Source organism: Pseudomonas palmensis, assembly GCF_017848315.1.
GTDB classification, from domain to species: domain Bacteria; phylum Pseudomonadota; class Gammaproteobacteria; order Pseudomonadales; family Pseudomonadaceae; genus Aquipseudomonas; species Aquipseudomonas palmensis.
In genome coordinates this window covers 1-21,587 of record NZ_JAFKEC010000030.1, presented here as the reverse complement: position 1 = coordinate 21,587, position 21,587 = coordinate 1, and the positions used below count along the sequence as shown (strand labels likewise).

Sequence of the window (21,587 nt, the reverse complement as noted above, 5' to 3'; positions counted from 1 at the left end):
TATCAGCATCACGACCGATCCTGATCAGATATCTAACGTAGGTAAACCGTTCACGATGCTAATAGTCTTCAGACTGACTGTCACGACCCGTTGGAACAACTCCAGCGGATACTTGGGGTTACTCATAGTTTCGGTAGCCCAGTCGTTCGCGTCATTGACAATGCCACTACTCTTGTCGGGACGTACTGCCTGACGCTCCATCACCCAGTCTAATGCAGCCCGGCCATTGACTAAGTAATCCCAAGCAGCCTCGGGGATGCCTTTTAGGGTAATGCGGTGGTTATAGATGACCGTAGTTTTGTCACCCTTTTTGGCTAATTTCATCTTCTCCACACGGTAATCCGCATTGGTCAGCGCCCCCTTGGCATCAATAAGCAACGGATAAGGCTCGATGGTTTCGTAGTTAAGGTGGAGATCGACCAAGGAGCGACCTGCATGACTGAAGGTCCAGAAGTCGACAGCGTTCTTAACTGTCGGAATGCGCGGCAGCTCCTTGCTAAGATTATCGGCATAGCGCTCACGGTAGTCCGGGGAATGCAGGATACCGTAGACATAGTAGAACAAGTCTTGCTTGCTGATCTGCTCGCTAGGATACGCTGCTTGAAAGTGAGCCAATCCTATGTCGGTAATACCGTCTCGACGCCGAATACCAACTTTCGCAGGTTCAACAAAGAGATCATCTTTTGAATCTCTTGCTGCTTCATCGTAGATATAGAGGGGGAAACATTGACCCTTCTCAAGACTGTCAAAGTTGGGAGGTAAATTCGCTACAAATGCAGAAAATCCTGTACGCGCTCCAATCCCGGACACACAAATTACAACGTTTTCAACTCCGGACTGAGGAAAGATACGTGGCATTTGGTACACACGCTCATTGAGAGTTCGGCTGTAATAAATCCACTGCTTAGTGAACGGGCGGTAGAGTGAGGGCGTCAGGGACGTCGCCTCGAACTCAAAAGCACGGTCCTTAGCCAATTCCTGTTTGACATTGTGCGTCCAACTAATTCGCTGTGGGTTTGTATCAATAAATCCATCCACAATCGCTTCACGCCCCTTTTTATCCAGAGTAGGATGGGCAGCATTAAAGCGTTTCAACTCCGAGTTGTAGAAGTTGATCATACGGGTGACGTTATTTTCCAACTTAGAAACGCTGGCGTTGTATGCCCAAGCATCCCGAGCGGTCAAGATGCCTTGCGAGTAATTATCGAATAGCTTTGGCCCTTCGCCTCTTTTGTCACCTAAAACAATGAACTGACTAAAGCTGTTATCTCGTTGTTTGAGCCAGTCGCCATGTCCATCAGGAGAAATAGGCTGCCAGTCAGCTATGCCTGAAACGCTAACGTAGCTGGCAATCCTCTCGAGCTTTTCTTCTTTACTGAGGTCGTCACCAATATCGTGATAATAGATCTGGCCGTGGACTGCAGCATCTGGATTCTTAATCAGAATAGAAATAGCTATACCGGCCATACTCCCACTACCGAAAATATTGCCACCCTCTTTGGCCCTCCCTTTGCTCAACATGTTTTTTCGTATATCACCACGCAAATTAAAAACATGAATGCAGGAAAACTCCTCGGTCAGACATTTGCGCACACCATCCATTGCAGACTTCTCTAAAAATCCCCCATTGGTCACGTAACCAACTATGCCCGCATTTCCAATACGATCACTGGCCCAGCGAATGGCGCGAATGTAGCTGTCATACAAACCTTTGGTCAGAGTTGCGTTAGAACGATCCGCGTAGGTGCAGCGGATACGGGCATCAAGGGACGGGTATTCAACGTTATCGTTATTGTCATTCTCGCTTTTCTGCCCGACAGAATACGGAGGATTCCCTACTATTACCCGAATATCCAAATCTTTTTGACGCTTACGACGTGCACTGTTGTCCTCCAGCAAGGCATCTACCAGATCATCCTTTTCATACATCTGGAAGGTGTCAGTCAAACAGATACCTTCAAACGGGGTATAACCATCACTCACTTCGCCGTGATAAGCAGCTTCGATGTTGATCGCAGCGATGTAGTATGCAAGTAGTACGAGTTCATTGGCATGTATTTCATGTCGATATTTATGCGGTAGCTCGTCCGGCGTGATCAAGCCCGACTGGATGAGGCGCGTTATGAATGTGCCTGTGCCGGTGAAGGGATCTATGATGTGAACGCCCTTGCTACCTAAAGTCTGACCGAATTCTTTATTCAACAGATAGTTCACGCTATGCAGGATGAAGTCCACCACCTGAACAGGGGTGTAAACGATGCCCAATTTGTCTCGCATTTTGGGAAAAGCATTGGCAAAAAACTTTTCGTATAGTTCGACAATGATCTTCTGCTTGCCCTGAGCATTGTCGATACCCGCTGCGCGCTGCCGCACGCTGGCGTAGAACTTTTCCAAGGTATCAGCTTCTTTGGCAAGGTGATGCTCATGGAGCGCGTCAAGAACCCCCTGCATGGCCTTTGACATGGGGTTGTGGCTTGCAAAGCTGTACTCATCGAACAGCGCATCGAACACCGGCTTGGTTACAAGATGCTGGGCAAGCATCTCAACGATCTCACCATCAGTTATGCTGTCGTTGAGGTCATCACGCAGCTCTGCTGCGAAGGCTGCGAAAGTAGCTTTCTCGTTGGTATATTCTGGGTTTTCCAGAATGCCCTGAATGCGGTCGATATGGGTGCGGGCAATCTTAGCAATGTCGTTGGCCCAGTCTTCCCAGTGGTGGCGGTTGCCACACTTCTCGACGATCTTGGCGTAGATGGCCTTCTCAATTTCACCGACCTCGTAGGTCAGCTCAGCCTGTTGAGTTATCTGACCTTCGACATCGTATTTAGCGCGCTTTTCGCCAATGCCGTATTGGCCTTTACCGGCCTTGCCATTGCTAGTACCAGTGGTTTTCTTGGACTTCTTCTCGGCTTTGTCGGTGATGGCGATAACTTCCATCTTACGCGGGTCTGAGCCAATCAGGTCGAGCTTGTTAACCATGGCATCGAAACTGTCGTCGTGCGAACGCAACGCCTGGAGCACCTGCCAGACCACCTTGTAGGTCTGATTGTCGTTGAGAGCTTCGTGAGGCTCCATCCCAGCCGGGATAACCACCGGCAACACGACATAGCCACGCTTCTTGCCCGGTGCGTTACGCATCACACGGCCAACGGACTGAACCACATCAACTTGGGAGTTACGCGGAGTGAGGAACAGCACAGCATCCAATGCTGGCACATCCACGCCCTCAGACAAGCAACGCACGTTGCTAAGAATGCGACAAGTATTGGCCGGAGCCTCAGCCTTAAGCCACTTCAGCTTGGCTTCCTTCTGGCTGGCATTCATACCGCCATCAACGTGCTCGGCCTCGCAGGTCAGTCGTGCAGCCTCATCGATTTCCTCGGATTCCTGATACGCCTCCACGACCGACTGGAACATGTCGGCAATGTTGACGGAGCTGACCTTGTGCTTGGTGCCCTTGTAATTGGGCGAAATGACCTGGCAGAACGCGACAGCACGTTTCATTGGCTCATCATCACCGATGAGCTGTTCGTGCAGTCCTTGTTTAGCCAAAGCCTTCCAGCAGCCAACGATTTTCGCTGCGTCATCTACTTTGAGCTGGTTGTTTTCATCCTTCAGCATGTCCTGAAGGCGGCGGCTAATGGTGCTCTCCTCCACAGTGAGTACCAGCACCTTGTAATCAGTGAGCAGGCCACGCTGGACAGCCTCGGAGAAGTTGATGACGAACAACTCCTTGCCATACAGGGCTTCGTCATCCATAGAGCAAAGCGTGACCTCACCTGACTCTGCCTTGACCTTGGCACCGTCGCCGTAGATGCGTGGCGTGGCTGTCATATACAAGCGCTTCGCTGCGCGTATGTCGGCACCATCGTGGACACGCACGAAGTTGCTTTCGTCGTCATCGCCAAAGGTCGCGCCTGTAGTACGGTGAGCTTCGTCGCAGATCACAAGGTCAAAGTCAGCCAAGCCATGCTCATGCTGGGCACGGCTGATCACATCGATTGAGTGATAGGTGGAGAACACCACGCTCATGTGCTCAGCGTCATGACGCTTGAGCATTTCTGCTGCCAGACGGTCCGCTTTGGTTGTGGCCGGGTATCGCAGCTCGTGGGTGAATACCTGAACCGCGTCATCCTCGGCCTTGCGCTTCTTGCCTACGTCACTGTCGGAACAGACAGCGAAGCTGTGCAGCGGTATTTCAGTTTCCTGCGTCCACTCTGTGAGGGTCTGCGACAGGAGGGACAAGCTAGGCACCAAAAACAGGACACGCTTGCCCTTACCAGCCAGATGCTCAGCAATCTTCAGGCTGGTAAAGGTTTTGCCAGTGCCGCAAGCCATGATCAGCTTGCCGCGCTCAGCATCCTTGAGGCCTGCGGCGACAGCATTTAATGCCGTCTGCTGGTGTTCACGCAGCTGCTTCTTGGATTTGAGCGCAACCGCTTTGCTGGACTGGTACTTGGCCCAGTCAATCTGGCTGTCTTCCAAGGCTTGCAGATCGATCTTGTTGATCGAAAGATGTTGGCCCTGCAAAGCATCCTCAGCGTGCTCGCTCCAGTTGTTGGTGGTCGTAACGATGATTCGGTGCGAGAAAGGAGCTTTACCCGAAGCGGTGAAGAAACTGTCGATGTCCTTCTTCTGGACTTTGTAGTCTTCGGCGTACAGCTTGCATTGGATGGCGTGGTACTCGCCTGTGCCCCGAGTGCGCGCTACCAGATCAATACCTGCATCCTTACCGCTCAAGCCCTGCTCTTTGGCCCAATCGGCGTACGTCCACACCTGATCATACAGATCACGGTAGGTCGCTTCGTTGCGAAGGTAGACGCAGATCAGCTCCTCAAAGTAGGTGCCCTTCTCGCGCTCGGTGACTGAGGTAGAACGATAAAAATCCAGAAGCGCGGCAAGGGCCGACATATGCAATTCCTTTCAAAGCGGCTGACAGAATAAAAAAGCGCCATTCTAGCAACTGCCTGTACTGAATTGGATTGCACAATCCAGAGATTTCGGCCCTGAACCCTTACGATTTTCGAGGAAAAACGACAGCGCTCATTTTTTCTCGAATGGCCGCTTGCAACTCACGAAACTCGATCATCATCTGCTCGACCTCGACTGCGCTTGCCCCCAGACCGTTTTTCTCCGCAAGCCAGAGCTTCAACAAGCCAGCGACCCGTCCCAAGTCGCCATTGATCCTGCCTAGATCAGCCACCGCCTTGAGATCGACGACCGAACGGATCGGATGGTGGAGAGCTCCCGCCCGCAGTAAAGCAGATAGGGAAAGCCCAGCGTTGCGGGCGCGGCTTTCTATTTCTGCTTCCTCAACAGCAGTCACGCGAAACCGAAGCGTACGGTCGCGGTTCAATCCTTCCTTTTTGGTGTCGCTTTGTTTTGGCATGGCTCCTCCTTTCCTGGATCGCGGCAGCGATTGATGGCCTCGCAGAGCAAGATGCCGTCGAACCGCAGGTGAGTAAGGTGGCGGTGTTCGTAGAGGAACGGCGAAGCCGTGTAGCTACAAACACACATCTTGCCGTCCAGTGAAGCGCAAACATTTGCGCATCTCTGCGAACAGCTCTGAAATAATACCACTGAGCATACTTACGCATATGTACGCTAGGTTGAGCATGGCATAGATGCAACTTTATGCGCATACTTGCGTAATCATGCTTAGGCGGAGCTTGCGATGAAGAACACACCGAAAGAGGGACTTAGCGGCGCGGGTCGGGTAGCATTTCTAGCGCGTCTTGAGGAATTCCGAGTCCTGATTCAGGCCGGTTGGCCGGTGACGGTCGTATACGAGAATCATGGTGGACATAAGACGAGCCTCAGCTACAGTCAGTTCGCCCGATACGTTGGTAAATACATCCGCACACCGACCAAACGCGGAGCCCAGCGAGCAAGGGCTACGGACGGAACACACCCCCCAACGACACCGTTGCTTGAGCAAAGGCAATCTACCCACCCAACGCAACCGAGCACCATGTCGAAACGTCAGCCTGGGTTTCAGCATGACCCAAGCAGCGGAAACAATCGTGACGATCTCATCTAAAATTTATGAGTTTCTGTGCCTACCTGGGACACGATCAGTGCCGACTGACCGAAAATCACGGTCAGTCTGGCGTTTAATTATTTTTAGGGCGAACCACAGCGACATTCATCACAGTCGATATCGTCCATGTCAACCTAACTAGCCAATCATTCTATCGATGCAACTGGCATATCGGGGCACGATCAGGCACGAATAATAGTGACTGATCGAGGTCAATCATATGCGTAATATATTCGCAGCCCGATTCAAAGACAAAACGCTGTCAGAATACATCTCGAACGAAACACCCGCTTCTCCGCTCCAAAAACTCCTACGCCAAGCGGCCTATAGCACCAAAATAGTCGGAGCCGCTTTTATAGCGATGGCCGTATACATCGCCCCGGCCCCGGCCTATGCAATCTACTGCTCGAACTGCTCAACGTTCTATCAGCAAATTTTTGAGTATGCTGAGGCGGTTAACACGGCTCTGAACACCGCCGAGCAACTGCAAACCCAGATGCAGCAGTATCAAAGCATGATCACGCAGGGCACGGGCTTGCCTGATTCGATGTTCGGCAGTATCGCTGCTGATCTTAAAAACGTGATGAACGTCTACGACCGCTCGCAGGCGTTGGGCCGCCAAATCCAGAACATGGATTCGCAGTTCAACACGGCTTTCCCCGGCTTCAATTCGTACCTGAATCAAGCTGCCAACTCGGCTGAGTCACCGACACAAGATCGTTATCAGACGTGGTCTGAGCAAGGCCGCGATAACGTGAAAGCTGCGCTAGAAGCGGCGAACCTCAATACCAGCACCTTTGAGTCTGAGGGCGAGCAGCTTGACCACATGATGACCCGTTCACAGTCGGCTATGGGCCGGATGCAAGCACTTCAGGCGGGCAACGAAATAGCCTCGCAGAACGTACAGCAGTTGCAAAAGTTGCGCGATCTGGTGGCTACGCAAATCAACATGCAGGGCAACTATCTGGCTCAACAGGGTGACCGTACAGCAGCCAGCGAAGCTACCGAACAGCAGTTTGAAGCGCGCAAAAATACACGCGGCGGCGTAAAGGGGTACTGAGAATGACTATTTCGAAATGGCTCATCGCGTTGATCTGCTCCGGCTCTGCACTAATCGGTTCTATGGTCACCGTGGCGGTTCAACGCAACAGCGAATGTACATCGGTGGCGGAGCAGCAACAGCGCGACGCTGATGCCTCGTTTGAAGCACGCCCGAACACTCGCGGCGGCGTTAAGGGGTACTAGCTATGGATCGTCGCCTACTGTTCTTCCTCGTCTTGGCGAGTGTATTCGTGAGCGGAGATGCTATGGCCGCGACCGACCTTTCCCATGCCGACACTTCGGTCCAGGGCCTACTCGACCTCGTTTTGTAGCAGTCGCACCAGTGGTCAGGAAAGCTGTATGACTACGCGATCAGATTATTCTGGCTGTTGGCCTCGATTCAGTTCATCTGGACGTTCATGCCTCTGGTAATGAAGCAAGCCGACTTCGGCGAGATTGTCGGCGAGCTGCTGCGCTTCGTCCTGGTGGTCGGCTTCTTTCTTGCTGTAATGAAATACTCGGTGGAGTGGTCATCTGCCATTGTCGATAGTTTCCGCAATGCGGCGGCATCTGCTAGCGGCCTCGGGCGCGCGTTAGAACCCGGCGATATGCTGGCGGTTGCGCTGGATTTTGGCCGCACCATGGTGAAGGGCATATCAGTGTTTTCTCCGGCCAAAGGACTTCTGATCGCAGTATGCGCAATCCTTGTATTGGCGTGTTTCGCCTTCATCGCTGCATTCATGTTCGTAACGCTCGTAGAGTCTTACGTCATCATCAATGCTTCGGTGTTGTTCTTTGGCTTTGGCGGGTCACAATGGACGCGTGATTTTGCAATCGCCCCAATGCGTTTCACCGTCGCAATCGGAGCCAAGCTGTTCGTCTTAACGCTGATCGTCGGCCTGATCGTTCAGTCGGCCAAGCAGTGGTTGGCCGCCTACACCAATGACGAAGCGTCGTTGATGACGATGGTCGGTCTGGCCTTGGTGTGCTGCTATCTGACAAAGACTATTCCCGACCTGATCGGCGGCATGATTAGCGGCTCGTCGATGGGTGGCGGATCAGCCATCGGTGGTATGGCGGCCGCCGGTGCTGCCGGTGCAGCGGCGGCAATCGCCACTATCGCCACGGCTGGGGCGGCCGCTCCTGCTGCTGCCGGTGCTCTCGGCGCTGCTGGCAGCAGTGGTGCAGCCGGTGCCGGTGCAGCGGGTGCCGGGGGTGGTCTCGCAGGGGCGATCAACTCCAGCTTTGCCGGTGCAAGCTCCGCCGGTGGTGCCGCTCCGTCTGTAGGTGGCGGTACCCCAATTGGCGTCGGGGCCAACACTGGCGGCGGTGCAGTTGCCAAGACGGCCAGCTCCGCAGGCGTGAAAACTGGCGGTGGCGCAGCTACCCAATCGGCTCCCCCCAGCAGCGGCACCCAGCAGGCCGCTAAGCAGGCCGGGAAGGCCACGCAGAGCGGCGATGACAATGATCAGAAAGCAACACCGAAAAGGGGAGCTGTTAGTTCCGGCAACGCACTGTCCCATGCGGTCAATGGTGGTGCAAAAGCGCTTGGCGTAATCGCCTCGATGACAGTCCCGGGCATGGAGAATGCACACTCAGCGTCGCTTGGCTCCGGTCTTCCACAGCCAGCTCACGGTGACTCCAGTTCGCTCAAATCCGCAGCGCCGGCTGCGGAAGCCCCAGGTATGGAATCCAATGTCATTCGACCAGATACGAACACCAGCTCGAATCCTGGTCGCACCGACGTTTCGAGCATAACCTCAAGCAATGACCAGCCAGAGAAATAACCATGAATAGCATTCTGATGTTCGCTGTATTCGTCGTACTCGCCTCCACCTTGGCCATTGCCATGTGGGCGTTCGGCCGCTGGCTACGAAGCAAAGGCTACGGGCCATTGCTCGATAGACTGGATCGACAATGTACCGCGTTGCAGCTTCGAGTTAGCCCGCTGGCCCTTTCGGCTTCCTTTCATATGTTTTCCGGAGTGCAACACCTGAATCGCCTCCCACTGCTTGGTAGCAAGAGCAATGCAGCTCAAGCCCAGCAAATTCTGATGGCGATCCGAGCGGCGCAGGAAGCCCAAAGGCTCGACTCTCCCGGCAACCGCTGACCCTACAATCCCCCGCCAGAGTGCGGGGGTTTGTTTTCCGGAGACACCAAATCTAAGTAGTACGCACGGACTTGTCTCAGCTCACCCTTTAGGAAAGCCCCCTACCGGTACTCCATCAGAACGACGCCCCCAGACAGCCTTGATCAAAAGTGCGGAAGACTCTGCCATTAGTAATACGCACGGACTTTGAACACCCTGAGCATCAGCTCGGACAGGACACCGTCTAATGCGCGGGGGCTTCGCCATTAGTAATACGCACGGACTTGGTACACTGACTCGCCGGTGCGTTTATGTATCTAGAAACCGCCATGACTGATACAGCCATTTGCTTAGCGATGGCCCGCACGCTCAAGCCCTCGCGCCTGAGGGACTGTGCCTTCGCCTGCTTGGAGTTCGCAGCTTCAAGGTAGGCTTCCCGGTCTACCGCACCGGAAGCGCGTCTGCGGCGTTCCTCGCGCTTCCTGTGCCGTTCCGCGGCCTCGGCCTGGCTGACGATGGTTTTAAGCTGACGCTGTTCGTCGGTGGTGATCCCGAACAAGTTGATAAGCGTGTCGTTTCGTGGCGTGTAGAGCGGCGCGTAGTCCTTACCACCAAAGCTAATCTTTTCCCCGGCCTCATAGGCTTTGGCCCTGCTGAACAGCGTCATAAGCTCTTTCGAGCGGCTATTCCATTGCGGGTCAAGCTCGCGGGCCAGCGCGGCCGCCTCGTGGTACATCTGCTTGCTGTTGGTCGCCCCTGACAGCAGCAGGAAATTCAGCCGCCAAAACAAGTGCTGCATCCGGCTGCCTTCGCTGACGCCGCCGCGCAGCTCAGCGAGCTTGCGCAGGTCTTCGAGGCGATCCCATGCGAGCTGTCTGCCGGAGAACCCGCGCAGATTGTCGGCCTTGCCGCCGGGCACCAGAAGGAAAGGCTTTTTCGTGGCGCGCCGCTCGCGCTGCTCGGCCTGTTCCTGCCGCTGCTGCTCGATTGTCCAGCGTGCCGTCGGTAGCAGCGTCTCGGCCAGATACTCGAAGTTGTAGCGGATCGGTTCGCCGTCTGCGCCGCTCTGGACATGAACCACGCGACAGACTTCCCCGCTCTTGCTATTGACCGTCTCCACGGTGCGCAGCACGCGGCTGGCGTCCTTGGCCATTGGGTCGGCCCCGACGTGCGCGAGGCGATCCACAAGGTAGCGTTGGCAGGCGTTCCAGCGGGGTAGGGCCTGTCGTGGAATGGTGCCCTCCAGCAACCACTTGGCCTGTATGCCCCGACCGCTGTAGATCAGCACGGACGGCGGCGGCAAGCCCTCTTCGGCGCAGAAGTATAGGACGGACGCGGCCAGTTGGTCAGGCGCTCGCCCAGCCAGCGCGGGCACGCGGTAGGTGTCGAGGTCGGCGAACAGCAGGCCAAGCCGCAGAAGATTAACGACGCGCCGATTGGGTCGGATGAACTCTGCCTGGGACATCCAAGTGTCACGTTTTTTGTCCAACAAACTGAGCACTTTTGGCATATCAGCCAAACGATGAGAAGACTGGCGCTTTTCACCTTGGGAGTCGACGAGCAACGAAAAAAAACCGGCTCTCGTCATATCGTGATACATCTGCGCTTCGTCCTGAGAACTGAAAAGCGCAAGCTGTAAACTTGCGCTATTCAGCTCTACAAGGCCGTTTGCAGTGTCTGAGTAAGGACGCGATGTCGACCTTGTCTCAGGCCTGAACCCCACCGCTCAGACTGCCATTCCTGGCCTAGGAGCGGGGCCGGACTCCCTGCATGTATCAATCCACTCCTCTACCTCGGCTAAATCCCACACGACCTTGCGGCTACTCACCGCAATTCGACGTGGAAATTTCCCCTTCATTTCAAAGTTATAGATCGTGCGCTCACACAGCGGGATCATCGCCAGGAGTGTCTTTTTGTCGATTAGTTTTTTGCTCGATGAATGCATAGCTAGGCCCTATCAGTCACAGCGAATGTGTGCCTGATCGTGCCTCTAGGTGCCCTTTGCTTCGACAGAATGATTGGCTAGAATGGTTGACATGAAAAAACAAACAACCATAGCTATTTGGGAGGGGTGTGATGCCTCCGTCGCAGAGGCCCTTCACCGATTCCTTGATCGCTGGGAGCCCTACTCCACAGCATCTAAACGCTATCCGATCGTTCGTCTGGTCGAAGAGCTTATCGACCCTGCCGTGGCGTCATACGCCGAAACGCTTTCATCGCGTTATCAGGGCCATATACCCGGGGCAGGAACGAATGTAGCGTTCAGCGCGATTATCCAGCTTGTTGGCATTGCCGCTATGGTCCGCCTACAGCGTCAGCTGCTACGAGCTTTTGTTCTGACTCACGACAAGCAGTCGGGGGATGATCGCTGCTTCATTGCGACGCTTGAGACATTGATAGAACTGGTGCTGGCATGTAAGCGCAAGCAGCCGTATACCAAGGATATGGACGGTTTGAACGGTCAACGCTTGAAGGGGTTTTGTAGATTCTGCGGCGCGCGAGCAGAGCTAGCATTGTTCGCAGAAGGTGAAGGTCAGCGTGACCTTGATGAACACCTACGCCTGAGCAACCTGTACTGCACCACCCACCGCCCAAAGACACCAGATGGACGCTGGAACCCGGCATACAGGCAAGCAATGAGATCTGTAGCACAGTTCGACCTAGAGCTGGCCAGATTGAGCAGACAATGCGCGATACGAGCAGAGCCTAAGGCAAAGTCAGGTGACGAGTTCGTCGACGCGTATATCTTTCGATACATGCTTAGCCAAACCCTACACCTAGCGGACGAAGCGGAGCTAAGAAATCTCGCTCGACTAATGGTGGACGTAAAGCTGACAGACCGAAGAAAGCAAATCCTCGTACTGCAAAAACTCGGCTTCAACCAATCAGAAATTGCTCGCAGACTGGAGATCGAGCGCCAAGCAGTATCCAAAGCTATTCGTTCAATTCCTGATTGTTTTAGACTGCCGAAAGCGTGAGTGCATTAAGCTAAATCATTGTATCTACGTGACCACACGTGTGCACTCGACGAACCCATTGACTTGCATTCAATCTGACTGGGTTTTGCATGGCGAATGGAGGCGGAAAAGCAGGCATCCCCGGCGGCAGCAACCGACACTCTGCTGCCTTAATGAGTAGCGGTTAAACTTAGCATGCCAAATAGCTTTACTAGTTCTGAAAAGTGGTTTCTATCCTCATTCAACATGCACAATATTTCGTTCGAGGTCTTTTGCCTAACTCCGTCGTAGATACCAATCCATTCCGCACCTGCGACGAGATCTTGAAATTCCACTCATAGGAGCATAGGTAGCATATATGAAATATTCAGATTTTCTGCAACTGGAGCAATTTAGCCACCAAAAACTAGGAGGATTCAATCCCAACTCACTCTTCACTCGCACAGTAGAATCTGCCGATTTACTCCCTTCAAACAGGCAACCATGGGACGCAGCACTCCCGGTTCATGTTCATGAATACATTCATTACTTGCACAACATATCAACACCTTCTGGTGTCGTATTTTTATTCAATGGATTTAATTTATTTTTTGAATTCATGAGAGGCACGAATAAGCATGGAATTTACGAACCAAAAAATCATCTATCTGAAAACACGGAATCCATTCTTAAAGTCTACAGCCTATTGCAAGGGAGAGTAATCGGAGAACGCCCATCTTCTGAATCAAAAATAAAGCTATGGAAATTTAGCGCACCAAATACTCAAGAGGTGCCTTTGAGACTTTTTGATTATGAGTTTGACACATTCAGCATGACGCGCATAGATGTTGAGTTAATCTCATACTACGGCAGCTCATATGAATTCACTTTGGAAATAGGAATTAATTTAATTACAGAAGGAATTGCCTATGAAATTGATCGAGAAATTAGGCGAAAAATTGGCGCATGGGATGACCTAGATGAACACACCCCACCTTACCCTTACCTGTTATTTCAGCATCTGATTGACTATCTTGTTGGTAGAAAAACCAGTTTATACGAACGTTTAATATTAGGAGTTTGCGCGCTATTAGAAATAGCCCCTGGCAAGGGATTGCTTCGCGCATGCAGAATGCTTAAGTCATTTAAAACTACTACTTCTGAGGGCTTCTGCAACTACATACTTACGCTCAAGCAGGGCCTCGAAGGTTTTAAGAGCGATCTAAAAAATCAAGTCATGCCCAATATGATTCGTAATTTTAGCGGATCTTCCTCCCTTCAAGGTGGAGTTGAAAAATATCTTGATTTTGTTTCGATCTCTTTCGAAAAAAGATGCACCTCTCCACTTATGGAGCTGGGCTTTATGCACATTACTTCACACGAGACGTTCTTTAGAAAAATCGCAAGTTTGGTTCCCCAATGGATATGCCAAGAGAAGCAAAACAATAAGGCGGAGATCAGTCTAATTGGAGATCCTGCCATCGTCAATGCTGTGGATGAAGTGGCTCTTTCTATTCTTCAATCGGCATTTCACTACGTGCAGCTTCATCTTAAGTCAGATGGCACTACAAGGAGAACTAGTGATATACCTAGCGTTAAGTGCCCTTTCATAGGCGCATGCCAAGCGCAGTCACAAGTTACTGACTCTAAAACATGTGCTCACGCCCCGTGGAGTAGCACATTCCGTGAGCAAGAGGGTATAAACAAACCGACTTGTTTTTACAGTCACGGCGTCAAAAGCCTTTTTTACGAAGATCACCCATAAGCCATTAGCGCGACCGCTAAAGAGAACACAGATGACTTATCATGTCGAATGCAAACGACCAGTCAGCCTCGATGAAAACTGCTGGTCAAATTGAGGATATTTCCCACCCAGCGACTAGTAGAGATAAGTGATAACTATGCAAGTTTCTTAAGCGTCCACTCATCAATCATATCAGCCCAATCCTGCAACATTGCACGACGCTGATCCCGGTACTCGGCCTTGTTGTAGACGGCGCGCACACCTTTCTGCTCGTGCGCGAGGCACTTCTCGATCCAGTCGGAGTTGTAGCCCGCCTCATGCAACAGCGTGCTAGCCGTGCGGCGGAGGTCGTGGGGGCCGAATTTTCCTAACGGCACCCCCTCCTTTTGAGCAAGACGATAAGTCAGCGTCAGTACCTGGTTGATCGTAGCCGCACTCATTGGCAAATCAGAGTCATAGCGTGACGGCAGAACGTACTCAGAACCCCCAGCCAGGGTCTTCAACGCGATGAAGAAATCCAGTGCCTGCCGGGACAGGAACACCAAATGAGGGTTTCGGCGCTTCATCCGCTCTTTGGGGATCGTCCATAGCGCCTCGCTGAAATTGATCTCACTCCACGTCGCGTTGGTCAGCTCACTCTTGCGCACCATCGTCAGCAGCAGGAGCTTGGCTGCAGCACGAACCGAAGTCGCGGTACCGATCCTGTCCATGTACTGGTACATCAGCGCGATTTCATCAGGCGTCAACGCCCGGTCGCGTGGCTCGAATTTAGCAATGCTAGCAGACCTTACCAGATCTGCGGGGTTTTCAACCTTTTGACCACGCTCAATGGCCCAACGAAAGACCTGCAGCACGATCTCACGTGAATGGACGGCGGTCGCTCTACTATCGCGTCAGTCAGCGCTCGCAGGTCCTCATGAGTGATTTCAGCCAGCTTCTGATTGCCAAACTTCGGTTTCAATTCGCGCTCGTAGACTGAACGGCGCATATCTCGTGTCGAGTCCGCCATCTGATAGCCGCGCAGCCATTTTTCAGCCCAATCATCAAAGGTCTCAGCACCCTTGGTGCGGGCCTTCGCACGCGCCTTCTCCTTAGCAGGCGACTTGCCTGCGGCAATCATCTTCTTCGCCTCCCCTAGCCGCTCGCGCGCCTCTGCCAGGGTGATCCCACCTAAGCCATAACGACCGAAGGTGACGGTCTCCTGCCGACCATTGATTGAGTAGTTGTAGCGGAAGGAGATTGAGCCGGCCGGTGTAACCGCCACGTACAAGCCATCGCGGTCAATCACCTTGTAGAGCTTGTCTTGCGGCTTGAGATTTCGAAGCTTGGTATCAGTAAGCATGGCTTCCATTTATTCCATGAAAAAATACCATGCTCTGAAAAGCGCGGAAGAATGGGGCTTAACCCCAGTAAAACCGGGCCTCTTGGCTATCCCGATACCATGCTCATCCTGAAACAAGGGACATGGTATCAAGCGTCATGCATGGCATCGGATGCAGTTGGTACCCCATACCATGCCATAAAAAAACCATGCTTGGCGATGCAAAACGCTGCCTGAACTTGCCAGACCCAAAAAGCCAAAAGCCCGCAATTACGCGGGCTTCAGGGCATTTTTTGCTAGATCATGCCGGGCTATGCCGGAAGCAGGATCATTCCCACTCGATCGTCGCAGGCGGCTTGCTCGATACGTCGTAGGTGACGCGCGAGATGCCTTCGATCTCGTTGATGATGCGGCCGCTGACGGTTTCCAGCAGTTCGTATGGCAGGTGCGCCCAACGCGCGGTCATGAAGTCGATGGTCTCGACCGCACGCAGCGCCACCACCCAGGCGTAACGACGGCCGTCACCGACCACGCCCACCGATTTCACCGGCTGGAATACCACGAAGGCCTGGCTGACCTTGTGGTACCAGCCGGCCTTGCGCAGCTCTTCGATGAAGATGTGGTCGGCACGACGCAGCAGGTCGGCGTATTCCTTCTTCACTTCACCCAGGATGCGCACACCCAGGCCCGGGCCCGGGAACGGGTGACGGTAGACCATGTCGTACGGCAGGCCCAGCTCCAGGCCCAGACGACGGACTTCGTCCTTGAACAGTTCGCGCAGCGGCTCGACCAGCTTGAGGTTCATTTCCTCCGGCAGGCCACCGACGTTGTGGTGCGACTTGATCACGTGGGCCTTGCCGCTCTTGGCACCGGCCGACTCGATCACGTCGGGGTAGATGGTGCCCTGGGCCAGGTACTTGATGTTGTGCAGTTTGTTCGACTCGGCATCGAACACGTCGATGAAGGTACGACCAATGATCTTGCGCTTCTTCTCGGGGTCCGCTTCGCCGGCCAGGTTGTTCAGGAACTGGTCCTCGGCGTTGGCACGGATCACCTTGACGCCCATGTTCTCGGCGAACATGGCCATCACCTGCTCGCCTTCGTGCAGGCGCAGCAGGCCGTTGTCGACGAACACGCAGGTCAGTTGGTCACCGATGGCCTTGTGCAGCAGCGCCGCAACCACCGAGGAGTCCACGCCGCCGGACAGGCCCAGCAGCACGTTGTCGGTGCCGACCTGGGCGCGCACCTGGGCGATTGCGTCTTCGGCGATCTTCGACGGGGTCCACAGTGCTTCGCAGCCGCAGATGTCGAGGATGAAGCGCGACAGGATGCGACCGCCCTGCTTGGTGTGGGTCACTTCCGGGTGGAACTGCACGCCGTAGTAGCCGCGATCATCGTTGAACATGCCGGCGATCGGGCAGCTTGGGGTGCTGGCCAGGATGTGGAAGTCTTCCGGGATGCGGGTGACCTTGTCACCGTGGCTCATCCACACGTCCAGGCCGAATACGCCGTCAGCGTCGACGTGGTCTTCGATGCCGTCGAGCAGGCGGCTCTTGCCGACCACATCGACACGGGCGTAGCCGAACTCGCGCAGCTCGGAACCTTCAACCTTGCCGCCCAGTTGCTCGGCCATGGTCTGCATGCCGTAGCAGATACCGAATACCGGTACGCCCAGGTCCCATACGGCCTGTGGCGCGCGCGGGCTGTCGGCTTCGTGCACCGACTCGGGGCCGCCGGCGAGGATGATCCCGCGGGGGGCGAATTCGCGAATCGCCTCGTCGTCCATGTCGAACGGGTGCAGTTCGCAGTACACGCCGATTTCGCGCACGCGGCGGGCGATCAGCTGGGTGTACTGGGAACCGAAGTCGAGGATCAGGATACGGTGAGCGTGAATGTCGAGGGCCATGACTCAATCTCGTCAGTGGTAATCGGAAACGACGCGGGGCTGTCGTGAACAGCCCCGCTTACAGGTATTGCCAGGAGCATCAACCTACGCGGTAGTTTGGCGCTTCCTTGGTGATCTGCACGTCATGCACGTGGGACTCGGCCATGCCGGCACCGGTGATGCGCACGAACTCGGGCTTGGTACGCATTTCTTCGATGTTGGCGCTGCCGGTGTAACCCATCGAGGAACGCAGGCCGCCCATCAGCTGGTGGATGATCGCGGTCAGGGTGCCCTTGTACGGCACGCGACCTTCGATACCTTCCGGTACCAGCTTCTCGGCACCGGCCGAGGAGTCCTGGAAGTAGCGGTCCGAGGAACCCTGGGCCTGGGACATCGCACCCAGCGAACCCATGCCGCGGTAGGCCTTGTAGGAACGACCCTGGAACAGCTCGATCTCGCCCGGGGCCTCTTCGGTACCGGCGAACATCGAACCCATCATCACGGCGCTGGCGCCGGCGACGATGGCCTTGGACAGGTCACCGGAGAAGCGGATGCCACCGTCGGCGATCAGCGGTACGCCGGTGCCTTCCAGCGCGGCAGCCACATTGGCGATGGCGCTGATCTGCGGCACGCCGACGCCAGCGACGATACGGGTGGTGCAGATCGAGCCAGGGCCGATACCGACCTTGACCGCGTCGGCGCCGGCTTCGGCCAGGGCCTTGGCGGCTGCGCCGGTGGCGATGTTGCCGCCGATCACCTGCACGTCGGGGAAGTTCTGCTTGACCCAGCGCACGCGGTCGATAACGCCCTTGGAGTGGCCGTGGGCGGTGTCGACCACCACCACGTCGACGCCGGCAGCAACCAGTGCGGTCACGCGGTCGCCGGTGTCCTTGCCGGTACCCACTGCAGCACCGACGCGCAGGCGACCCTGGTCGTCCTTGCTGGCGAGCGGGTAGGCCTTGGCTTTCTCGATGTCGTTGACGGTCATCATGCCCTTGAGGGCGAACTTGTCGTCGACGATCAGTACGCGCTCGATGCGGTGCTTGTGCAGCAGCTCGCGGGCCTCGTTCTTGTCGGCGCCTTCGCTGACCGTGACCAGACGCTCTTTGGGCGTCATCACTTCACGCACGGTGGCGTCGAGGCGGTTTTCGAAGCGCACGTCACGGGAGGTGACGATGCCGACCAGGTCGCCATTGTGCAGCACCGGCACGCCGGAGATGTTGTGCAGGCGGGTCAGTTCGAACAGGTCGCGTACGGTGGCGTCGGCCTCGATGGTGATCGGGTCCTTGACCACGCCGGCCTCGAACTTCTTGACCTTGCGCACTTCGGCAGCCTGCTGCTCGATGGTCATGTTCTTGTGGATGATGCCGATGCCGCCTTCCTGGGCCATGGCAATGGCCAGACGGGCTTCGGTCACGGTATCCATGGCGGCGGAAACCAGTGGAATGTTCAGCTCGATGCCACGGGTCAAACGGGTCTTGAGACTGACTTCGTTAGGTAGCACCTCGGAGTAACCGGGTACTAGGAGAATGTCGTCGAAGGTCAGGGCTTCTTGGCTGATACGCAGCATCGCGGGGGCTCCCGGGCGGGAAAATGGAAGCGCGCCATTATACTCATGCGCGCCGTGTGACTCAATGTAAAGATGGGCCTTCGGTCAGTTGTCTTGCAGCTTTACCTGCACCACTGCCACCGGCTGGTCGAGCCAGTCGGCAAAGGCATCGATGAAAGACGGCTTGAAACCGGCCTCGCCCCAGTTGTTGAAGATGAACCCCAGGTTGGAAAAGGCACAGGGCTGCAGGTAAAGGAAGCCGTTGATGTCGTCTTCATGGCCGCAGCGCGGGCAGGTGAAGTTGTCGCTGATGCCGGGCATCCACTCTTCCAGGCTGGCGAACAGCTCCACCCCCACTTCCCGGCGGCACTCGGCGCAGCCGGCTTCTTCGAGAAAGCCTTCGGTAGGTGTATAGATGCAGCGCTTGTAGATGACTTCCAGGCCATTGACGGGCTGGCCGTACGGTAGCAACTGCGGCCGCTCGACCACCTTGCGCGCACCCTCGGCGATGGCATAGCCCATGCGGTTGCCGGTGCGTCCGCAGGTGCTGAGCTGTTCCTCGATCACCTTTTCGCGTACCAGCCAGCGCAGGATCGCGCGGGCGCGCGGCTCGTGCACCGGCACGGTGGAGATCTTGGGGACGATGATGCTCTGGAATGTCATGAAGGCGGCCGAACAGGTTAAAGGTGCCAGTTTACCTCACTCAGGTAGCGCGCGATCAGCGCGATGCCGCTGGCCAGCACCAGCCAGGTGACCAGCCGCACGAAGGTTTCTCGGGACATCTTCAGGGTCAGCCGGCGCCCCACCCACAGGCCGGCGAACATCATCGGCAGCAGGCACAGGGCAAGCAGCAGCAACGGCAGGTCGGCGTACACCCCGGCAATCAGGAACAGGCTCAGGCGCACCACGGTGCTGCAACTGATCAGCGCGCTCTGGGTCGCGCGCACCTGCTCCTTGGCGTCGAGCCGGGCATTGAGGTAGATGGCATAGAGGAAGCCGCCGCTGCCGAACAGCGCACCGAACAGGCCGCCGGTGATGCCCATCGGCACCGACCAGCCGGCATTCAGGCGCGCCGGCTTGACCTTCACCGCCAGGCTGTAGAGCGCATAGGCGCTGATGAACAGGCCCATCAGCAACAGCAGCAGGTCGGACTTGAGGTTGAGCAGGAACACCACGCCCAGGGTGCAGCCGATGGCCATGCACGGCAGCAGGCGCAGCAGTTCGCCGCGCACCACGGCCTTGCGCGCCGGCAGCCAGTTGCCGAAGGCAGCGACGAAGTCCAGCAGCACCAGCAACGGGATGATGCGCGACAGCGGCATGAAGTTGATCAGGACCGGCCCGGCGACCAGCGCGGTGCCGAAGCCGGCGATGCCGAACACGATGTAGGCGACGCCGATGCCAAGCAGTATCGGCAGCCATTGGAGCGCAGTGAAAGGGAGCGAGTCGAGCAGTGTGGAGAGCATGGTGTATGCCTGAGTCGTGAGTGAGGCAGCGTTCAGACGAACTTTAGCCATTGGCCAGCCATGCCGACTAATATGCAATTGCGCCATCAGCCATCTCGAAAAGGCATCCCTCATGATCTCTACCCGACAGTTGCGCTACTTCGTCGAGATTGCCGAGTCCGGCAGTTTCAGTGCTGCCGCCGAGCGCCTGTTCGTCGCGCAGTCGGCGCTGAGCCGGCAGATAAAGGAGCTGGAGAGTCAGCTGGCCACCCCGCTGTTCGAACGCACCGCCCGCCAGCCGCGCCTGACCGCAGCGGGCCTGGCGTTTCTGCCGCGGGCCCGCAACCTGCTGGGCGAGCTGGAGAAGGCCTGCCGCCTGGCCACCGAAATCGGTCAGGGCCTGCGCGGCAGCCTGCGCCTGAGCCATTCGAGCACGGTGCCGCTGACCGGCGCGCTGCTGGATCGGCTCACGGGCTACCTGCAGCACAACCCCGGCGTGTCGATGGACATCGCGCAGCTATCTTCCGAGGCGCAACTGGAGGAACTGGCCGAAGGTCGCCTGGAGTTCGGCCTGCTGCGCCTGCCGGTGCTGCGCCAGCACGAAGGGCTGTGCGTGCAGCCGCTGTTCGACGAACCGCTGCTGCTGGCGGTGGCCGCAGACCACCCGCTGGCCGATGAGCCGAGGGTGTACCTGGCGCAGTTACGCGACGAGGCGTTCATTTCCATCCCCCACCGCCAGCGCGGTGGCTTGAGCTACCTGTCGGCCGAGCTGTGCATGCGTGAAGGGTTCTTCCCTCGGGCTGCGCGGGTGGTGTCGCGCAAGACCACGCAGTTGCAGTTGATCCAGGCCGGGTTCGGGGTGGCCTTGCTGCCACGGTGCATGCGCGATATTGCGCCGGCGGCGCTGCGCTTCGTGCCGCTGGCCGACGCGGGGTGCGTGAGTACGGTGGCGCTGGCCTATCGACGCGATGCCGGGCCGTTGGTGCATCAGTTTGTGGAGCACATGCAGGGCTGAGCCGGCAACGTCGTCTCCTGCAAGAGACCGCGCATGACCTGTAGGAGCCGGCAAGCAGCGCCGCCACCTGCCGGGACTGCAAAGACCGCGCGATTCCCTTTATGATGCCCCGCATGATCAAAGACCCTTTCGAAAGACTCGGCCTGGACCGCGAGGTCCTTACCGTCAGCCAGCTCAACGGCCGCGCCCGCGTGCTGCTCGAGGACGTGTTCAGCAACATCTGGGTCGAGGGCGAAATCTCCAACCTCGCCCGGCCCGCCTCCGGCCACGTCTACTTCACCCTCAAGGACAGCGGCGCCCAGGTGCGCTGTGCACTGTTTCGCAACAACGCCGCCCGCGTGCGCCAGGCATTGCGCGACGGCCTGGCGGTCAAGGTGCGTGGCAAGGTCTCGCTGTTCGAGGGGCGCGGCGACTATCAGCTGATCCTCGACACCGTCGAACCGGCCGGTGACGGCGCCCTGCGCCTGGCCTTCGACGCGCTCAAGGAAAAGCTCGGCAACGAGGGCCTGTTCAGCAGTGAACGCA

General features: G+C 56.2%; 15 protein-coding genes and 2 pseudogenes. 8 read left to right on the top strand and 9 right to left on the bottom strand.

Going from position 1 to position 21,587, the window contains the following annotated elements; all coding sequences use genetic code 11:
- Window positions 1–24: 24 nt before the first annotated feature.
- Together JZZ72_RS16440 and JZZ72_RS16435 are read right to left on the bottom strand one after the other, a co-directional pair.
- Complete coding sequence (locus JZZ72_RS16440) at window positions 25–4,911, bottom strand: DEAD/DEAH box helicase (RefSeq protein ID WP_210014715.1); 4,887 nt, start codon at window positions 4,909–4,911, stop codon at window positions 25–27.
- A gap of 103 nt (window positions 4,912–5,014) precedes the next feature.
- Window positions 5,015–5,389, bottom strand: coding sequence for a plasmid mobilization protein (locus tag JZZ72_RS16435; protein ID WP_210014714.1), 375 nt, complete (start codon window positions 5,387–5,389; stop codon window positions 5,015–5,017).
- An 871-nt stretch (window positions 5,390–6,260) separates the two neighbouring features.
- Here JZZ72_RS16435 and trbJ point away from each other — a divergent pair.
- The 4 genes and pseudogenes from trbJ (at window position 6,261) to JZZ72_RS16410 (ending at window position 9,191) form a co-directional block, all read left to right on the top strand.
- A complete protein-coding gene (trbJ, locus tag JZZ72_RS16425; protein ID WP_210014712.1) occupies window positions 6,261–7,100 on the top strand; it encodes a P-type conjugative transfer protein TrbJ in 840 nt (279 codons plus the stop codon).
- A 2-nt stretch (window positions 7,101–7,102) separates the two neighbouring features.
- Window positions 7,103–7,285 carry a hypothetical protein gene (locus tag JZZ72_RS16420; protein ID WP_210014711.1) on the top strand — a complete coding sequence of 61 codons (183 nt, stop codon included), beginning with the start codon at window positions 7,103–7,105 and terminating at the stop codon, window positions 7,283–7,285.
- A gap of 143 nt (window positions 7,286–7,428) precedes the next feature.
- Window positions 7,429–8,868: pseudogene (gene trbL / locus JZZ72_RS16415) on the top strand (P-type conjugative transfer protein TrbL); the annotation flags it as partial.
- Window positions 8,869–8,870: 2 nt separating this feature from the next.
- On the top strand, window positions 8,871–9,191 hold the full coding sequence (locus JZZ72_RS16410; RefSeq protein WP_070096437.1) for a hypothetical protein: 321 nt from the start codon (window positions 8,871–8,873) through the stop codon (window positions 9,189–9,191).
- Window positions 9,192–9,414: 223 nt separating this feature from the next.
- Here the strand turns inward: JZZ72_RS16410 and JZZ72_RS16405 are convergent, their stop codons facing one another.
- Together JZZ72_RS16405 and JZZ72_RS16400 are read right to left on the bottom strand one after the other, a co-directional pair.
- A complete protein-coding gene (locus JZZ72_RS16405; protein ID WP_210014710.1) occupies window positions 9,415–10,770 on the bottom strand; it encodes a replication protein in 1,356 nt (451 codons plus the stop codon).
- 126 nt (window positions 10,771–10,896) lie between these two features.
- On the bottom strand, window positions 10,897–11,115 hold the full coding sequence (locus JZZ72_RS16400) for a helix-turn-helix transcriptional regulator (RefSeq protein WP_082367901.1): 219 nt from the start codon (window positions 11,113–11,115) through the stop codon (window positions 10,897–10,899).
- A gap of 91 nt (window positions 11,116–11,206) precedes the next feature.
- On the opposite strand from JZZ72_RS16400, the gene JZZ72_RS16395 reads away from it, so the two are divergent.
- Together JZZ72_RS16395 and JZZ72_RS16390 are read left to right on the top strand one after the other, a co-directional pair.
- Window positions 11,207–12,148 carry a LuxR family transcriptional regulator gene (locus JZZ72_RS16395; RefSeq protein ID WP_213085936.1) on the top strand — a complete coding sequence of 314 codons (942 nt, stop codon included), beginning with the start codon at window positions 11,207–11,209 and terminating at the stop codon, window positions 12,146–12,148.
- 337 nt (window positions 12,149–12,485) lie between these two features.
- Entirely contained in the window at window positions 12,486–13,871 is a 1,386-nt protein-coding gene (locus tag JZZ72_RS16390) for a hypothetical protein (RefSeq protein WP_210014709.1), read from the top strand.
- Window positions 13,872–14,005: 134 nt separating this feature from the next.
- Here JZZ72_RS16390 and JZZ72_RS16385 read toward each other — a convergent pair.
- The 5 genes and pseudogenes from JZZ72_RS16385 to JZZ72_RS16365 all read right to left on the bottom strand — a co-directional run bounded on the left by JZZ72_RS16385 (window position 14,006) and on the right by JZZ72_RS16365 (window position 20,068).
- Window positions 14,006–15,192 (bottom strand): annotated as a pseudogene (locus JZZ72_RS16385) (tyrosine-type recombinase/integrase).
- A 307-nt stretch (window positions 15,193–15,499) separates the two neighbouring features.
- Window positions 15,500–17,077, bottom strand: a complete 1,578-nt coding sequence (guaA, locus tag JZZ72_RS16380) for a glutamine-hydrolyzing GMP synthase (protein WP_210014708.1) — start codon at window positions 17,075–17,077, stop codon at window positions 15,500–15,502.
- 79 nt (window positions 17,078–17,156) lie between these two features.
- Complete coding sequence (gene guaB, locus JZZ72_RS16375; RefSeq protein ID WP_043860652.1) at window positions 17,157–18,626, bottom strand: IMP dehydrogenase; 1,470 nt, start codon at window positions 18,624–18,626, stop codon at window positions 17,157–17,159.
- A gap of 84 nt (window positions 18,627–18,710) precedes the next feature.
- A complete protein-coding gene (locus JZZ72_RS16370) occupies window positions 18,711–19,268 on the bottom strand; it encodes a hypothetical protein (protein WP_054915068.1) in 558 nt (185 codons plus the stop codon).
- Window positions 19,269–19,285: 17 nt separating this feature from the next.
- On the bottom strand, window positions 19,286–20,068 hold the full coding sequence (locus JZZ72_RS16365; protein WP_370408961.1) for a sulfite exporter TauE/SafE family protein: 783 nt from the start codon (window positions 20,066–20,068) through the stop codon (window positions 19,286–19,288).
- Between the two features lie 112 nt (window positions 20,069–20,180).
- On the opposite strand from JZZ72_RS16365, the gene JZZ72_RS16360 reads away from it, so the two are divergent.
- On the top strand, window positions 20,181–21,062 hold the full coding sequence (locus JZZ72_RS16360; protein WP_210014707.1) for a LysR family transcriptional regulator: 882 nt from the start codon (window positions 20,181–20,183) through the stop codon (window positions 21,060–21,062).
- A 113-nt stretch (window positions 21,063–21,175) separates the two neighbouring features.
- The coding region (locus JZZ72_RS16355) for an exodeoxyribonuclease VII large subunit (protein WP_210014706.1) at window positions 21,176–21,587 on the top strand (412 nt) is incomplete at its 3' end.

Coding starts and splice junctions, on each gene's coding strand:
- JZZ72_RS16400 (WP_082367901.1), bottom strand. CDS start 11,115: ATGCATTCATCGAGCAAAAAACTAATCGACAAAAAGACACTCCTGGCG.
- JZZ72_RS16390 (WP_210014709.1), top strand. CDS start 12,486: ATGAAATATTCAGATTTTCTGCAACTGGAGCAATTTAGCCACCAAAAA.
- JZZ72_RS16410 (WP_070096437.1), top strand. CDS start 8,871: ATGAATAGCATTCTGATGTTCGCTGTATTCGTCGTACTCGCCTCCACC.
- JZZ72_RS16405 (WP_210014710.1), bottom strand. CDS start 10,770: ATGTATCACGATATGACGAGAGCCGGTTTTTTTTCGTTGCTCGTCGAC.
- JZZ72_RS16370 (WP_054915068.1), bottom strand. CDS start 19,268: ATGACATTCCAGAGCATCATCGTCCCCAAGATCTCCACCGTGCCGGTG.
- JZZ72_RS16440 (WP_210014715.1), bottom strand. CDS start 4,911: ATGTCGGCCCTTGCCGCGCTTCTGGATTTTTATCGTTCTACCTCAGTC.
- JZZ72_RS16395 (WP_213085936.1), top strand. CDS start 11,207: ATGAAAAAACAAACAACCATAGCTATTTGGGAGGGGTGTGATGCCTCC.
- trbJ (WP_210014712.1), top strand. CDS start 6,261: ATGCGTAATATATTCGCAGCCCGATTCAAAGACAAAACGCTGTCAGAA.
- JZZ72_RS16360 (WP_210014707.1), top strand. CDS start 20,181: ATGATCTCTACCCGACAGTTGCGCTACTTCGTCGAGATTGCCGAGTCC.
- guaB (WP_043860652.1), bottom strand. CDS start 18,626: ATGCTGCGTATCAGCCAAGAAGCCCTGACCTTCGACGACATTCTCCTA.
- JZZ72_RS16420 (WP_210014711.1), top strand. CDS start 7,103: ATGACTATTTCGAAATGGCTCATCGCGTTGATCTGCTCCGGCTCTGCA.
- JZZ72_RS16435 (WP_210014714.1), bottom strand. CDS start 5,389: ATGCCAAAACAAAGCGACACCAAAAAGGAAGGATTGAACCGCGACCGT.
- JZZ72_RS16365 (WP_370408961.1), bottom strand. CDS start 20,068: ATGCTCTCCACACTGCTCGACTCGCTCCCTTTCACTGCGCTCCAATGG.
- guaA (WP_210014708.1), bottom strand. CDS start 17,077: ATGGCCCTCGACATTCACGCTCACCGTATCCTGATCCTCGACTTCGGT.